General features: G+C 68.9%; 13 protein-coding genes. 4 read left to right on the forward strand and 9 right to left on the reverse strand.

The genetic code is table 11. The annotated features are described in order from the left end of the window. Nucleotides 1-184 precede the first annotated feature (184 nt). Nucleotides 185-1330: a hypothetical protein gene (locus DMC18_RS17510; protein ID WP_110118351.1), complete on the forward strand. Its 1146-nt coding sequence runs from the start codon at nt 185-187 to the stop codon at nt 1328-1330. A 122-nt stretch (nt 1331-1452) separates the two neighbouring features. Next, complete coding sequence (locus DMC18_RS17515) at nt 1453-2256, forward strand: PleD family two-component system response regulator (RefSeq protein ID WP_110118347.1); 804 nt, start codon at nt 1453-1455, stop codon at nt 2254-2256. A gap of 234 nt (nt 2257-2490) precedes the next feature. Here DMC18_RS17515 and DMC18_RS17520 read toward each other — a convergent pair whose 3' ends face one another. The 6 genes from DMC18_RS17520 to DMC18_RS17545 all read right to left on the reverse strand — a co-directional run bounded on the left by DMC18_RS17520 (nt 2491) and on the right by DMC18_RS17545 (nt 9156). Continuing rightward, the gene (locus DMC18_RS17520) at nt 2491-4761 is read right to left on the reverse strand and encodes a TonB-dependent siderophore receptor (RefSeq protein ID WP_110118350.1); all 2271 of its coding nucleotides are present in this window, start codon (nt 4759-4761) and stop codon (nt 2491-2493) included. A gap of 282 nt (nt 4762-5043) precedes the next feature. Next, the gene (gene yihA / locus DMC18_RS17525; protein WP_110118346.1) at nt 5044-5694 is read right to left on the reverse strand and encodes a ribosome biogenesis GTP-binding protein YihA/YsxC; all 651 of its coding nucleotides are present in this window, start codon (nt 5692-5694) and stop codon (nt 5044-5046) included. Continuing rightward, the gene (gene yidC / locus DMC18_RS17530; RefSeq protein WP_110118345.1) at nt 5694-7550 is read right to left on the reverse strand and encodes a membrane protein insertase YidC; all 1857 of its coding nucleotides are present in this window, start codon (nt 7548-7550) and stop codon (nt 5694-5696) included. Before yidC ends, yihA begins: the two co-directional genes overlap by 1 nt. Before the next feature lie 7 nt (nt 7551-7557). Continuing rightward, nucleotides 7558-8040 (reverse strand): ribonuclease P protein component, encoded by a 483-nt coding sequence (rnpA, locus tag DMC18_RS17535; protein ID WP_110118344.1) that lies wholly within the window; start codon nt 8038-8040, stop codon nt 7558-7560. Between the two features lie 112 nt (nt 8041-8152). Continuing rightward, on the reverse strand, nt 8153-8287 hold the full coding sequence (gene rpmH / locus DMC18_RS17540; protein WP_110118343.1) for a 50S ribosomal protein L34: 135 nt from the start codon (nt 8285-8287) through the stop codon (nt 8153-8155). A 140-nt stretch (nt 8288-8427) separates the two neighbouring features. Beyond that, the gene (locus tag DMC18_RS17545; protein ID WP_110118342.1) at nt 8428-9156 is read right to left on the reverse strand and encodes a CPBP family intramembrane glutamic endopeptidase; all 729 of its coding nucleotides are present in this window, start codon (nt 9154-9156) and stop codon (nt 8428-8430) included. A 143-nt stretch (nt 9157-9299) separates the two neighbouring features. Between DMC18_RS17545 and DMC18_RS17550 the strand changes: the two genes are divergently transcribed. Continuing rightward, nucleotides 9300-9971, forward strand: coding sequence for a hypothetical protein (locus tag DMC18_RS17550; RefSeq protein ID WP_110118341.1), 672 nt, complete (start codon nt 9300-9302; stop codon nt 9969-9971). Nucleotides 9972-10073: 102 nt separating this feature from the next. Here DMC18_RS17550 and DMC18_RS17555 read toward each other — a convergent pair whose 3' ends face one another. Next, the gene (locus tag DMC18_RS17555) at nt 10074-10820 is read right to left on the reverse strand and encodes a hypothetical protein (protein WP_110118340.1); all 747 of its coding nucleotides are present in this window, start codon (nt 10818-10820) and stop codon (nt 10074-10076) included. Nucleotides 10821-11067: 247 nt separating this feature from the next. Between DMC18_RS17555 and DMC18_RS17560 the strand changes: the two genes are divergently transcribed. Continuing rightward, the gene (locus DMC18_RS17560) at nt 11068-12654 is read left to right on the forward strand and encodes a HAMP domain-containing sensor histidine kinase (protein WP_110118339.1); all 1587 of its coding nucleotides are present in this window, start codon (nt 11068-11070) and stop codon (nt 12652-12654) included. Between the two features lie 9 nt (nt 12655-12663). Here DMC18_RS17560 and DMC18_RS17565 read toward each other — a convergent pair whose 3' ends face one another. Together DMC18_RS17565 and DMC18_RS17570 are read right to left on the reverse strand one after the other, a co-directional pair. Beyond that, nucleotides 12664-14757, reverse strand: a complete 2094-nt coding sequence (locus DMC18_RS17565) for a hypothetical protein (protein ID WP_146218112.1) — start codon at nt 14755-14757, stop codon at nt 12664-12666. Nucleotides 14758-14886: 129 nt separating this feature from the next. Beyond that, a partial coding sequence (locus tag DMC18_RS17570) for a tetratricopeptide repeat protein (protein WP_110133151.1) occupies nt 14887-15411 on the reverse strand: 525 nt, incomplete at its 5' end.

Consider the following 15411-nt stretch of genomic DNA (forward strand, 5'->3'; position numbering starts at 1 on the left):
CTGTAACCCCTCACCCTCCCATGCTGCGCATGGGCCCCTCCCTCTCCCTATGGGAGAGGTGAACCGAGGCGGGAGAAGGAACTCACGGGAGCCGACAATCCCCATAATGAGGACTACCTACGGTCGCGGTTAGCGATTGCTTAGGTCGGCAAGGCTACAACCCTCGTGTCACCAAGGGGGTCGCCTGATCTTGTCCGCGCGTCGAAAGCTCTCTCCGGTCCGCAAGCCGGACCGATTGACGCGCAGCCTGCGCGCCCTGGAGCGCACGGCCTCGACCAGCCGGGTGCTGAACCTGCTGGCCATCGCCGCCGACAGCCACAAGCGGCCGGAATATTCGCAGCACCCGCTGTTCCGCAACCGGGTCCTCAACAACAGTCTGATCGTCAAGCACCGCCTGCGGGCCGACGACCTGTTCCTGTTCGACGAAGCCCGCCCCACGGCGACCAAGATCATCATCCCGTTCGAGCGCAGCGACCTCTCCTTGGGCGGCCAGTCGTTCTTCGTGGGCCAGCGCGGCTGGATCGACCTGCTGCGCGAGGCCTGCAACGATCCCACCGACATGACGCGGGACCTGGCCACGCTGCGCATGATCGACATGCTGCCGTCGCTGGACCCGTTCCTGCTGCGCGAGCACCTGCGCCGCCACGGCATGATCGTGGCCCCCTGCTACTTCGCCCTGTCGCCCGGCGACCTGGAGCAGATGCAGGGCTTCGTCACCGTCGAGATCTCGCGGCTGATCGACCTGGCCTATCGCGACAGCGGCCGGGTCAATGGCGCGGCCGCCGCCCGCCTGGTCGAGGCCCTGCTGTCGACCGACGTCGACGAGCGGCTGGAGCCCCTGCGCGAGACCCTGGTCCTGGAGGGCGAGAGCTTCCGGGAGGGCGTCTTCAGCTGGAAGGGCTTCCTCTATTACAAGTGGATGCTGACGCGGCTGTGGCCGCAGCTGACCGCCACGGCCGGCGAGATCGGCCAGATGATCATCACCGGCGCCCGCGAGGCCGAGACGGCCCGCTATGTCGACGACGCCCGCAAGCGGCTGCAGCACGGCGTGGTGGTCGAGCGCGCCTCGATCCTGCGCACGCTGAAGGTCTATGACGACGCCTTCGAGGACCTGATCGACAACGGCAAGCCCCAGGCCTTCCGCGAGTTCCTGCTGCGCGCGCCCGAGATGTTCCTGTCCCTGGGCGAGAAGGTCGGGGTGATCTCGCACATCGCCAGCTTCTGGCGCTACCGCTTCCCCGAGGGCCAGCCGGCCATCGTCGACGTGGAAGAGGCCGTCGACATCCTGCAGGACTTCGACTCCGGGTTGTCGGCGTCGCTTTCGATCTGAGATCGCCCACCTGAGGTAGGCGATCTGACGCAGGGAGCCCGCCTGGTCATCAAGCGGATTTTTACCCTCGCGCCCTATGAGTCGAGGTCCGATCTTCCCGGCTAGCGAGGAGGCCCCGCCCCGTGTTCGACGACAACCCCCGCACCCTGCAGCGCATCGCCGCCAAGATGCAGCGCGTGTTGGTCGTCGATCCGAGCAACGCGGCCGTCCGCCTGCTGGGCGACCAGCTGCGCCACGTGGGCAATGTGCAGGTCTTCGCCGCCCCGACCATCGAGCAGGGCTGGGGCATGGTGCGCACCGTCGATCCGCAGATGATCTTCGTCGAGCACGCCAGCTCGGGCGCCGACGGCCTGGCCCTGGCCCGCAAGATCCGCCGCAGCGACCTGGCCTGCCGCCAGAACCCGATCATCATGTGCACGGCCGAAGCCACCGCCGAAGCCATCTTCGGGGCCCGCGACGCCGGCATCCACGAGTTCATGCGCAAGCCGTTCACGATCAAGGATCTGGAACGCCGCCTCGAGGCCGTGACCCTGAAACCGCGCGACTGGGTGGAGGCCGTGCAGTACGTCGGCCCCGACCGCCGCCGCTTCAACTCGGCCGAATACAAGGGTCCGCGCAAGCGCAAGGCCGACGCCGCCGGCACGCCCGCCGCGCGCCTGTCGCAGGCCCTGCGCATCGTCAAGTCCGCCGCCCAGTCGCTGGACAGCGATCCGGCCCAGGCCCGCAGGGCTCTCGCCGCCCAGGCGGCCGAACTGAACGCCGTCGGCGTGGCGGTGAAGGATCCGCGCCTGGTCGAGGCCGCCGCGGCCCTGGCCGGCTGCACCACGGCCGACTTCTCGGTCGGCGGCGGCCGCGCCGAACTGGTCAGGCGCATCGACGCCCTGATGGGCTTCATGACCGACGAAGGCAACGGCCGGGCGGCTTAGCCAATCCCCTCCCCCTGAAGGGGGAGGTGTCGGCGAAGCCGACGGAGGGGGATGCGAGCCGGCGCCCCCCTCGACGACAGCAGAACTTCCCCCTTCGGCCCTCCGGGCCACCTCCCCCTTCAGGGGGAGGGTCCAGAAACGGAAAACGCCGCGACAGCTGATCGGCTGTCGCGGCGTCTTGCTTTTGAGAGACCCCTATCCTTCTCCCGCAAGGGGAGAAGGATAGGGCTCCGATCAGAACGCCATGCGGGCGATCAGCTGGAAGGCCGGGCCGGCTTCTTCCGATTCCAGTTCGTACTCGGCGTAGTTGCGCGCCTTCTGGTCGGCCAGGCTGTCGAACTTGTCGAAGGCTTCCTTCTTCTTGCCGTTCAGCAGGTTCGAGCCGGTCAGGCGGATGGTGGTGCGCTCGCCGATGCGCTTTTCGACGAAGATCTCCAGCTCGCCGCCGTAGGTGGTGTGAACCTCCTCGCCGATCATGCGGTCGAAGGCCTCGCCTTGCTTGCGGTAGGTGGCGCCGAAGGCCGCGCCCAGCTTCGGCAGGTCCTGGATGAAGCCGACATTGGCCACGTACTTGGCCTGGCCGTTGAAGCGGCGCTTGCCCAGCACGTCCGAGATCTCGCTGTCGAGCCAGGAGTAGTTGAAGAACACGCCGGTGTTCTCCAGGCCCACCACGGTCAGCGGGGTGGAGAGGTCGAACTCCAGACCCCAGACCTTGCCGTCGCCGACGTTGCGCGACTGCAGCACGCTGGCCGTGCCGCCGGCCGAGCCCTCGACGCCGGTGTCGGCCAGCTCGATCAGGTCGGTGACGTCGCGGTAGAAGAAGTTGACGCCCGCCACGCCCTGGCGGCCGAGGCGACGCTCATAGCCGACGTCCAGGCCCCAGGCGGTTTCCGGCTTCAGGTTCGGATTGCCGATGAAGTCGTTGTCGCCGTACTCCTCCTCGAGAACCGCCGGCGAGATCTGGTCGAAGCCGGGGCGGCGCACGGTGCGGGCCACCGAGGCGGTGACGCGGTCGTCGTCGGTCAGGCTCCAGCGCAGGTGGGCCGAGGGCAGCAGGATGGCGTAGTCGAGGCTGGTGTCGCGCAGGGCGGCCTCGGCCGTCTCGTCGGTGATCGAGACGTCGGTGGTCTCGTAGCGCAGGCCCGCTTCCCACTTCACGTCGCCGGCCTTGCCAGACAGCTGGACGTAGGGATCGACGCGCTTTTCCTCGATCTGGTTCACGCCGCCGGCGACGGCGTCATAGGACTCGTTGGTCGGGGTCGCGCCGATGTTGTAGCGGTCGCGCTTGGTCTGGATGTCGGTGTCGCGGCTCTTGTCCTGCAGGTCGACGCCGAACTCCAGCTTGGCCGCGCCCAGGTCACGCTCGTGCTTCAGCTTCAGCGTGGTCTCGGTGTCCTCGATGTCGGTCGTGGTCCGGTCGAAGGTGTAGCGCGGCTTGGAGCGGTTGTAGTCGGTGTCGTCCTCGCGGTCGAAATCGGTCTCGGTGAAGCGGGCGTAGGTGACCCGCGCCGAGCCGACGCCGCCGAACATCTCGTGCTTGTACTTGGCCGACAGGGTCAGGGTTTCCTGGTCGGTGTCGACGATCTGGTGGTTGATGGTCAGCAGGTTGCCGCCGGTGGTCTTGCCGAACACGATCGGCGCGGTCGAGCCGCCGGTGCGGGTGTTGTACTCGAGCGAGTATTCGTCCTGCTTGCGGTCGGTCTTGACGTAGAAGGCCGACAGGTCGAGGTCGCCGCCGGCCAGGGGCGTCTGGTAGCTGGCGTTGAACGAGTAGTCGGTGCCGTTGCGCAGGTCGGTCTGGTCTTCGCGGTTGACGAAGGCGCCGTTCGGGCTGGCGTAGCGCAGGCTGGTCTTTTCCTTGGGGTTGCGGCGGCCCTGGATGTTGGCGCCCAGCAGCAGGCGGCCGGGGCCGACCTGGCCGCCCCAGACGCCGCCCAGGGTCTCGCGGATGCGGCCGTCGTTGAAGCCCAGGGCCCCGACGCGGAAGAAGCCGCCGTCCAGCGAATAGGCGTCGCGCAGCACGATGTTGACGGCGCCGGCCAGGGCGTCGCCGCTACGGTTGGCGCTGGCGCTGCGGACGATCTCGACGCGCTCGATCAGTTCGGCGGGGATGCGGTCGACGAAGAACGAGCGGTCGACGCCCGAGCCGGGCACCTTCTCACCGTTGATCAGCACCTGGGTGTAGCCCGGATCCAGGCCGCGCATGCGCACGCCGTCCGATTCCAGCACGTCCGACAGGAAGGCGACCGAGGGCACGCGCTTCAGCGCGTCGCCGGCGGTCAGGGGCTCGAAGCGCTGGAAGTAGTCGAGGCCGTATTCGAGGACCGGAGCGGTCTCCTCGCTGCGGTTGCGGTAGGCGATCTGGGCCTGGACGACGACTTCCGAGGCCGTGACCGGCTCTTCGGCGGTGGCGATCGGGGCATCGGCGAGATCGGCGGCGGCGGCCTGGGCCGCCATGGCCAGAGGCGCAAGCGCGCACAGCGCCAACAGAGCGGTCTTCTTCATCGAAACATCCCCCACTTCGCGGCCGGGCATGACACCGGGTGACGCGCGTGTTTTTGTCGGGGCAGGGCATAGTTTCGCCACAACCTGGGGGCCAGAGAAGTTTCGGCGACAGTTTTATTGCGAATTTATGTAGCGGCGCGGATGATCCGTGCTCGGAACAAAAAAGAGGAAGCGCTACGCGCTCCCCCCTCAGTCGCTCCGCGACAGCTCCCCCAGAGGGGGAGCATCCGTTCCGCTAGATCCTCCCCCTCTGGGGGAGGTGGCCCGGAGGGCCGGAGGGGGTTACCCCAGACACGTCCGCGAGATCTCCGCCCGCAGCTCGGGCAGGCCCAGGCCCTTTTCCGACGAGGTGGCCAGCACCCGCGGGAAGGCGGCCGGGCGCTTGGCGACGGCCTTGGTGGTTTCCTCGACGACCTTCTCGACTTCCGCCGGCTTGATCTTGTCGGCCTTGGTCAGGACGATCTGGTAGGAGACCGCCGAGATGTCGAGGGCGTCGAGCGCCTCGGCGTCGACCTTCTTGAGGCCGTGGCGGGCGTCGATCAGCAGGTAGACCCGCTTGAGGTTGGGCCGGCCGCGCAGGAACTGGCGGCCCAGGTCCTGGAACTTGCTGGCCGTCGAGCGCGAGACGCGGGCGAAGCCGTAGCCCGGAAGGTCGACCAGACGCAGCTTCTCGGCCAGCAGGAAGAAGTTCAGCTCCCGCGTGCGGCCCGGCTCGTTGGAGGCGCGGGCCAGGTACTTCTGGCCGACGAGCCCGTTGATCAGGCTCGACTTGCCGACGTTGGAGCGGCCGGCGAAGGCCACTTCCGGCAGGTCGGAGGGCGGCAGGCCGTCCATGCGGACGGCCCCCATCATGAACGAGACCGGCTGGGCGAAGAGCACCCGGGCCGCCTCGATCTCGTCTTCGGTGAAGATGGGATCGATCGGATCGGTCATCAGGTCGCCGTCGCGGTCTGCTTGCCGGTCAGGCGAGCCACGATCTTGTCGATCGGGTTGTCGACCTTGTAGCGGCGCATGATGATGTACTGCTGGATGATGGTCAGCACGTTGCTCCAGCACCAGTAGATCACCAGGCCCACCGCGAACTGCGACAGGGTGAACATGAAGATCAGCGGGAAGAACTGGAAGATCTTCTGCTGCATCGGATCGCCGGCCGGCGGGTTCATCGCCGTGGTCAGCCACATGGTGAAGCCGTACAGCAGCGGCCAGACGCCGATGTGCAGGGGGCCGCCCAGGAACGTGCCGATCAGCGGGGCCGTCGCCGGATCCCACGGGATCAGGCCAAACAGGTTCATGAACGTCGTCGGGTCACGCGCGGACAGATCCTGGATCCAGCCGAAGAACGGCGCGTGGCGCATTTCGATCGTGACCGTCAGCACCTTGTACAGCGAGTAGAACACCGGGATCTGGATCAGCATGGGCACGCAGCCCATGAACGGGTTGATCTTCTCCTTGGCGTACAGCGCCATGGTTTCCTGCTGCAGCTTGGCCGGATCGTCCTTGTTCTTGGCCTTCAGCTTTTCGACCTCGGGGGCGATCTTCTTCATCTTGGCCATGGACTCGTAGCTCTTGTCCGCCAGCGGATAGAGCAGGAGCTTCAGGGTCACGGTCAGCAGCATGATGGCGATGCCGAAGTTGCCGACCAGCTTGTAGAAGATCTCCAGCACGTTGAAGATCGGACGGGTGATCAGGGCGAACATGCCCCAGTCCACGGCGTCGTCGAAGCGCGGGATGTCGGCCTTGCGCTTGTCCCAGAAGGCCCAGCCGCTGGGGGCGTTGCCCGCGTATTCGTACTGGCGCAGCAGCGGCACGGTCTTGGCGCCGGCGAACAGGCGGGTGGTCTCGGTCAGGGTCTGGCCGGGGGCCAGGGCGCGCGGGGCGGCGGTGTAGTTGGCCTCGTAGACGTCGACGCCGGAAACGGGCGTGACCTTGTAGCGGGCCGTGATGGCCTCGTCCTGGCTCGGGATCAGGGCCGCCAGCCAGTACTTGTCGGTGATGCCGGTCCAGCCGCCCTTGGAGGAGAACTCCTGCAGCGGCTTCTTCTTTTTCCAGTCCTGGTACTTGGCCTGCTTCAGCTCGTAGCCGTCCTGGCCCAGGATGCCGATGCCGCCCTCGTGGACGATGTGGTTCTTGCCCAGATCGGTGGGGATGCCCCAGCGCTGGACCGAGGCGTAGGGCGCCAGGGTGAGGGTCTGGCCGCCCTGGTTCCTGACGCTGTCGGACACCGTGAACATGGCGTCGGCGTCGACCGACAGCGTGCGGGTGAAGACCAGGCCCTGGCCGTTGTCATGCGTCAGCACGACCGGCGAGCCGGGGCGCAAGGTCGCGCCGGCCGGGGCGGTCCAGACGGTGTTGGCGTCCGGCAGGCCCGACAGGTTGGCGCCGGCCCAGCCGAACTCGGCGAAGAAGGCGTTCTCGGCGCCGGTCGGGCGCAGCAGCTCGACGGGCGGGGCGTTCTTCTTGGTGGTCTGGCCGTAGCGCTTGAGCCACAGGTCGTCGATCCGCGCGCCCTTCAGGGCGATCGAGCCGGCCAGGGCCGGGGTGTCGACGGCGATCCGCGGGCTGGCGGCCTTGGCGACGTCGCGCGACAGCTTGATCGGCTGGGGCGAGCCGTCCGGACCGACGGTCATGCCGGGAGGCGCGACGGCGGCCTGGGCCTCGGCGGCCTTCTTGGCGCGGGCGGCGGCCTCCATCTTCTTCTGGTTCGGACCCAGCACGAAGAATTGGTAGCCGAGAAGGATCGCGAACGCGCTGACGATGAAGACCAGCGTGTTCTTGTTGTCGTTCTGCATGGATGACTTAACCGGGATCGGAGGGTTCGGACGCTGGCGCGTGCGAAGAGGGTGAGGCGGGCGCGGTGGGGGGTCGCTTCCCCCCGCGATCTATTTCGGCCGCGAGGCTTATCAGCGCGGCTTTTACATCGTCAAGCAAACGCCCCCAGGGCCGCGAGCGCGTACCGCCGCGGGCGATGAACACATAGTCGCAACCGGGCCGTCCATGAAGGGGCAGAAGGAGCCTTGCGGCCTCGCGCAGGCGTCTTTTCGCACGATTGCGCTCGACCGAGCCGCCGACCTTCTTGGAGGCGGTGAAGCCGACGCGGATCAGGGCGTCGTCGTCGCCCCGCGGGCGCAGCTGCATGAAGACGGCGCCGCGCGACAGCGAGGGGGCCTTGGCGGCCTTCAGGAAGTCGGCGCGCACCTTGATGCGCTCGATCTTCGGGCCCTTGGGGCCAGGCGCGAGAGGTTCGGCCAGGGGAGCGGCGGAAACCTGGGAATCGGTCATGAAAAAAGCCGCCCTTTCCGGCGCAGGCTGGAGGCCTGGTTCTGGGAAGGGGCGGCTTTTGTCATGTCGTACGATCCTGCCGGGGCAGGAAAGAAGAGCGGGAGACCCGCTCTTAGGCCGTCAGGCGCTTGCGGCCCTTGGCGCGACGACGCGCGACGATCTTTTGGCCGTTCTTGGTGGCCATACGCGTGCGGTAGCCGTGACGGCGGGCTCGCACGAGCTTCGACGGCTGGAATGTCCGCTTCACGACGTGGCTCCGAATTACAATAGCGTTGACGCGGACAACCTTGCGGCCGCCGCGAGTGAGGGGCGGTGGATAAGCGAGGCGGCCGGGGATGTCAACCGCGCAAAGCGCCGGAAGCTGAGTCAGGGCAAGGGGTTGCCCCCCTACCCTCTGGCCGCGCCCAGCAGCACCAGCGCGAAGATCGACCAGTCCAGGGTAATGTGGGCGATCAGCGAGGACCAGACGCTGCGGGTCAGCAGATAGGGAATCGTCAGCGCCAGCCGCGAGACGCCGATGACCAGCAGCACCTGGGCCAGGTTCCAGCCGTAGGTCGACAGGTGCAGCAGGCCGAAGATCGCGGCCGACAGGATCCAGGCGGCCAGAACCGAAGGCCGCAGGGCCAGGCCGAACCGGCGATGGAACAGCGCCAGCAAGGCCAGGAACGGCAGGATGGTGATCAGCTCCTCGCCCAGCAGCTGCGGCGCGGTGCCGGCGATGAAGACGACGCGCTCCCAGCCGTCCAGCCGCGCCAGCAGGCCCGCGACCGGATTGACGGCGGCGATCCCGGCTCTGGTGAAGACCAGGGCGACCGCGCTCGACAGCAGCAGGGCGATGGGAACGGTCAGCAGGCCGGCCAGCACGTCGGTGAAGGTCAGGTGCGGGAACAGCGCCGTCCAGCCGCGTCCGGCGGCCGCCCTCAGCGCCAGCAGCGGCATGACGGCGAACAGCACCGGCCCGACCAGCGCCATCGGACCGCCCGGCGCCCGCGCCAGCAGCATTAGCGCCGCGAAACCGGCGACGCAGCTTCCCAGCACCATGACCCACCACCCGGCCGACAGGCCTTCGGGCGCGGCGCGGATGTAGGGAAAGTCTCGCGGGGCCGGCCCTGCCATGATCGAAGCTCCACTGCGCGGGCGACTATGGCGACGCTTCGCCATGGCTGTACAGCGCTCGCCGCTCGCCTTGCGATGGACAGGCAGAAATCGCGGCCCGCTGCTGCTATCACCGACCGGTCGGCGCAACGGGAGCCTGCTTCGTGGACCTGCTGAAGATCCTGAGGAGCTTCGAGGAACTGCTCTTCGAAGCCATGACCTGGCTCTACTTCTACCCGCGCACCATGCTGCGGATCGTCAGCCGGCCGATGACGGCCATGGCCTATTCCGACCGCGAGGAAGGCCAGCCCGAGGACCTGCGCTACGACGACGCGCTGAGCCCGCCGGTGCTGCTGATCATCACCCTGGTGATCGCCAACGCCATCGGCTGGGCGGCGCACGTTCCCCAGCCGGCCAACGCCCCGCCGCTGGCCAAGGCGCTCTACGACTCCCAGCAGAACCTGCTGATGTTCCGGTGCCTGCTGTTTGGCCTCACGCCGCTGGTCGTGACCCTGACCCGGCTGCGCAAGCAGGGCGTGGCGATTTCGCGCCAGACCCTGCGGCGACCGTTCTACGCCCAGTGCTACCTGGCCTCGCCGGTGGCGCTTTGCGTGTCGCTGGGTCTGATGGCCGTGCAGCGCGGGACCCCGGCCCTGGTCGGGGCCGGCGCGGCGGTGATCCTGGCCTCGACCGTCTGGCTGATCGTGGCCCAGACCCGCTGGCTGTCGCGACACCTGTCGATCCCGCCAGCCCGCGCGGCCGTGACCGCCGTGGCGGCCCTGGCGCGCGCCCTCTTCTACATGCTGCTGATCCTGATCCCGCTGGCCCTGGCCTGAAGGTCAGCCTCTGGGGTGGATCGACATTCAGGCTCGGTGCGTGGTCCTCGTCGAAGGACGAGGTTTTCGTCTCAAACGCCGAGTGTCGATCCGCCCTAAGGGTCAGTACGGCTCGATCGAGCGGACCTGGCCGTCGGACGAGGCGAAGCAGCGCGAGCGATAGGGGCCGGTGGCCATGGTCAGCTCCCAGTCGCCGCGCCCCAGGTCGCGGACGCTGATCGGCACGCTTGAGCCGGCGGGACGGTTCTGGAACGCGTCGGCCCGGCGCGAACAGGCGTCCTGGGCCGCGCGCGGCGCCTGACGGACATAGCGGGTGTTGGCGTAGCGGCGGTTGTCGCGCTCGGACTGCCCGGCCAGGAAGCCCTCGTGATAGCCCTCGGTCTCGTGCCGGTCGTCGTAGTCGGAGCCGTAGAGGGCCGCCTGGTAACCGCGCTCGTACTCGTCGTCGTGGGCCCGGTCGGCGTCGCCGTGCTTCTGCTTGTGAGCCGCCAGGGCGGCGGCCAGGCCGACGATGGCCACCCCCGCCACGACGGCGGCGGCCTTGGAGTCAGAACTCTTCTTGCGGCACAGGTTGCGAGCCTCGACAATGGTCAGGTAGCGGCCGTCGCGGGTGGTGACCTGGACGCAGTCGTCGCCGCGCCGCCAGTAGCTCCACTTGGCGCTGCCGCCCTCGTCCACATGGTCGAATTCGTAGCCGCGCCGCTGTAGCTCGCTTTCCCCGCCGGCCGCCCGGGCGCCGATCAGGTCGCGCAGGTCGCCGGGGATCTGGGCCCAGGCGGGCGGAACCGCGCTTGCGGAGGCGAGCGCGGCGAGCGCGACGGCGACGGCGATCCGACGGCGAACGGACATGGCGTTTCCCTGGGGCTGTGGCGACCACTTCGGGTTGAAACATGGCGCATGGCGCTCGCAAAGGTCATTCACGCCCAGAGGCCGACAAAAGGTCGCGGCGCCGAACCGAAGATTTCCGGCGCCCCGTTAAACGGCGGTCAAACATGCTCGAGCTAAGGTCGCGCTTCTTCCCTTCGCGGCCCGCACAGGCCTCCAGGAGCGCCTCGTGCCGCAGCGTCCCGATCCTCGTTCAGCCCCTCGGACACCGGTGTCGTCGCCGGCGTCCAACGAGAACGGCGGCGGCTGGCGGCGCTACCGGCATCTCAAGGTCGAGGCGGCGCTGTTCCTGCTGATCGCGGTGACCTTCGCCGCGGTGCTGGGCAAGGGCGCCCTCACCCGCCAGAGCCTGGCCCTGACGCCGCAGTCGGACCAGGTGATCGCCTACGCCTTTTCCGACGCCGAAAGCGGCGGCCGCTCCAGCGTCACCCCCGATCCGCACCGGCAGATGGCCTGGCGCTGCGACATCCGGACGGGCGTCACCTATCCCTATTGCGGCTACGGCCTGCAGCTGACCACCGGCGGCGCGAGCAAGGGGCTCGACTTCACCCGCTATCAGAGCATCACCCTGCGCCTGACCTACACCGGCGGCGGCGACCGGCTGAAGCTGCAGGTCAAGACCGCCCCGCCGGCGGCCTTGCGTGGCAAGGTCGGCGACCAGGACGTGCCGCTGGTCCTGGAATTCCCGGTCGACCCGGGCGCCAACGAGATCCGCCTGCCGCTCGACCGCCTGGCCGCCGAGGGTTGGTGGGTCAGCAGCCACGGCGTATCGCCTCGTGACGCCGCCCCGAACCTGGCCGACGTGCGGGCGATCGCCATCACCACCGACGGCGCCGCGCCCGGCCCGCTGGCCGTGTCGCTCGACGAGATCGACTTCGAGGGCGTCTCGCTGTCGGACGGCCAGTGGTACCTGATCATCCTGGGCGTCTGGCTGGTGGTGACCGGCGGCTTTCTGGTCGGGCGCCTGCTGGGCATGCGCCGCGAGTTCGAGACCCGCCAGCGCCGCCAACTCGAGGAAGCCCGGGTGATGGGCGAGGCCCGCGCCGCCGCCGAGGCCGCCAACGCCGCCAAGTCGCAGTTCCTCGGCCACATGAGCCACGAGCTGCGCACGCCGCTGAACGCGGTGATCGGCTACAGCTACTGGCTCAGCCGCGGCGCGCTGGACGACAGGCAGCGCACGGCCGTCGACGCCATCCGCTCCAGCGGCGAGCACCTGCTGGCGATGATCAGCGACATCCTCGATATCGCCAAGATCGAGGCCGGGCGGCTGGACCTCCAGCCCGCCGCCTTCGACCTGCGCGCCTGCCTGGACGAGATCGACCAGATGTTCCGCCTGCGGGCCGAGGAGAAGGGCCTGGCCTTCGCCGTCGAGCTGGCCGCCGACGCCCCGCGCACGATCGTCGCCGACCCCAAGCGCCTGCGCCAGGTGCTGATCAACCTGCTGGGCAATGCGGTGAAGTTCACCGACCAGGGCCGCGTGTCGCTGAGCGTCGAAAGCGTCGAGCCCCAAGCCGGCGGCGAGGTCCGCCTGCGCTTCACGGTCGAGGACACCGGCGTCGGCGTCGCCCCCGACCAGCTGGACGCCGTCTTCCGCCCCTTCGAACAGGTCGGCGACCCCGCCCGCCACGTCGGCGGCACCGGCCTTGGCCTCAGCATCACCCGCCAGGTCGTCGAGACCATGGGCGGCGAGATCCACCTGGACAGCACGCCGGGCCTGGGCAGCCGGTTCGTGGTCGAGGCGCCGGTGGGGGTGGAGGCGGTGGGGACCGAGGCGCCGAAGGCCGCGTTCAGCGCCTGAGGCCCCGCGTCAGCGCGCTGTCTGCACGCCCGGCGACGGCGGCTCGAGCGCCTGCTCCATCTCGCGAACCACATTCAGCCCGATGATCACGTGCGCCTGGGCGGTCGGGTGAAAGATGCCCGCGCTGGCGAAGAACGATCGGTTGCCCAGGTTCACCACCATCTTCACGAACGGCTCGCTCGACCCGATCTGCGTCAGGACCACGTCGTTGGAGGTTCGGAAGAGGCGGGTACGCGGGGCGTAGGGATTCCAGTCTTGTGGATCGAACGGCGACCACTGCCGCTTTCCGCTCGCGGTTACCGCCTGCGAGAGCGCTGGAAAGGCGAAGGTAGCGCGCTCGGCCTCGGTGCCGGCGCACCAGCCGCGCCGCGAGAACGCCTCGCCATAGCGCACCACCCGCCACCCCTTGTTGGAAGCGTTCTGCGCGACCGCCTGGTTCAGGGGCGTGAACAGCGACTCGAAGACCTCGCGCCCCTCGGCCTCGTCGATCCCGATCCGCCAACGGTTCTCCGGCCTGACGCCCTGATCGGGGAACATGCCGTTCATCGACGCGAACAGCTGGTTGTCGAGGAAGCCGTGGCAGAAACGGGCGCCGTCCCCTTCGCCCAGGAGAGGGTTCGGATAGGTCGACTGGATGATCGGCACGCCATCGGGCGCCAGGCCCGCCGCCAGGGCCTGGCGCATGACGGGATAGACCCTGGGCAGGTCGAACATGATCTTGCGGTGGGCCAGATAGGTCGGCGTCACGCCCACCGACGACCGCACGCGCGCCAGGACGAACTGACCGATCGGATCCGAGGCCTGGGTGGGCAGCAGGGCGTTCTTGACGGCGCCGGCGAAACCGATGTCGTTGCCGCCGATGGACATCAGCAGGACGTCCACCTTCCGGGGCCGGACACCAGCCCCGGCGCACTTGGCTTCGGTGCGCGTCGCCGTGGTCACATAGGCCTTCTGCTGCTTGGGAGGCAGCCGGAGCTCGGCGGCTAGGAGAGCGATCTCCGTCGCGGCCCACCGCGCGTCCCCGCTCAAGCCGCGGCCGTCGCAGAGCAGTTCCAGCGCCTGCTCGATCTGGGGCTTCAGCACGAAGGGACGACGCCCGTCCGGGCCGCCGAAATCCGACAGGCCCGGGGGCTTGGCCTGGCTGGCGATGACGCCGTCCAGCACCTCGGCGCCGCTGCACGCGAAGGACGCGAAGGTGACCGCCTCCTTGGGGTGCTCGGCCGCATAGATGAAGGCCGCGGCCGCCTGCTGCGAATAGAGCGACCGATGGCAGATCGGATCCCACCAGCGCGCCGGCTGGATCTCGCGCAAGACCGCGCCGACCCGCCACCAGCGGTCGTAGGGATCGGAACTGTCCTTCCAGTAGCGGTCGATGCGGGTCTGGAAGTTCTGCGGAAACGCCTGCGGCTGATCGGGATTTCCCTCGCCCGAAGCGTAGGAGTCGCCCAGGCCGATCACCAGGCGGTCGCGAACCTCGATCGGGACTTCGCCCTCTGCGGTCTTGGCGCCGTCGCGGCTGACCGTCACCGTCACCCGCACGCCCCGCCCGCCGGTGTGGTCGTCGCGCGCCGGGATCGGTATCCGAACCGCCTGGTCACAGGCCACGGGTCCGAGCGCCTCGACCCCGTCGACGCGCCATGCGCAGCTGTCGGCCGCCGCGCCGCCGACGACCCAGACACGCACCGCATAGGCCGACGGATAGAGATAGCCCGGCTCGTAGCCCCGGTCCGCGGCGGGCGGTTTCAGGGCCAGCGTCCCGTCGCGCACGCCGGGACCCGCGCCGCGCCACCGCGTCGCCTCGAACGGCCGGACCGCGGGGCCGCCGTCATAGGGTCGCTTGGTGGCGAGGAAATCGGCGATCAGGTCGTACGAGGCGCTTTCCGGGAAGAGCGCCCCAGGCGTCGCGCGTGCAGCCCCCAGGCGATCCAGGAAGACATCGACGGTTCCGGGGCCGGAATCGCCCAGCGGCCGGCTCGGCGGCGGCGGGGATTTGAAGAGTCTGAAGCGATCGACGACGCTCCAGTCCAGGGTCACGGGATCGGCGTGCGCCCCGCTCGCCCCGACCACCATCGCACAGACAAAGGCGAGAACGATCGCACGCATACCCGCACCCCCCGGCAGCAAGATCTACCGGTCCAGGATACGGACGCGCATTCAAATATCAACGTTCGATCGAGTAAAACGCCAGGCTCATTTTCTGATTGCGCAGACGAGCGCCACGGAGCCCCAGCCTCAGCTCCCCGCCTTCACCGCTTCCCACGTGCGGGTGCCGCCGCCCTGCCCCAGCGCGGCGCGGAGCCAGGCCAGGTTGTTGTCGACGACCTGGGGCGGGAGGTCCTGGCGGGCCAGCTTCTCGGCTTCGTCGACGCGGCCCTGCAGGCCGACGACGAGGGCCAGGTTCTGGCGGATCTGGATGGTCGAGGACGGCAGGGTCGCGGCCTTGCGCAGCAGGGCCTCGGCGCCGGGCAGGTCGCCGTGGCCGGCCAGGTACATGGCGAGATTGGCGGCCGGAACGGCCTCGTTGGGAGCCAGGGCGACGGCCTGGCGGTGGGCGGCGAGCGCCTCGTCGTCGCGCTTGGACTGCTCGTAGGCCACGCCCAGCAGGGTCAGCGGACGCCAGTCGCGCGGGGCGGCGGCGGCGGCGGCCTTGGCCGGCTCGATGGCGAAAAAGCCCTCGCCGCGGGCCACCTGCACGCGGGCGGATTCCAGCAGGGCTTCCTGGTCGCTGGGCGCGGCGATCAGCACGCGGCCGACGGC

This window comes from Caulobacter sp. D5 (assembly GCF_003185805.1).
Taxonomy (GTDB): Bacteria; Pseudomonadota; Alphaproteobacteria; order Caulobacterales; family Caulobacteraceae; genus Caulobacter.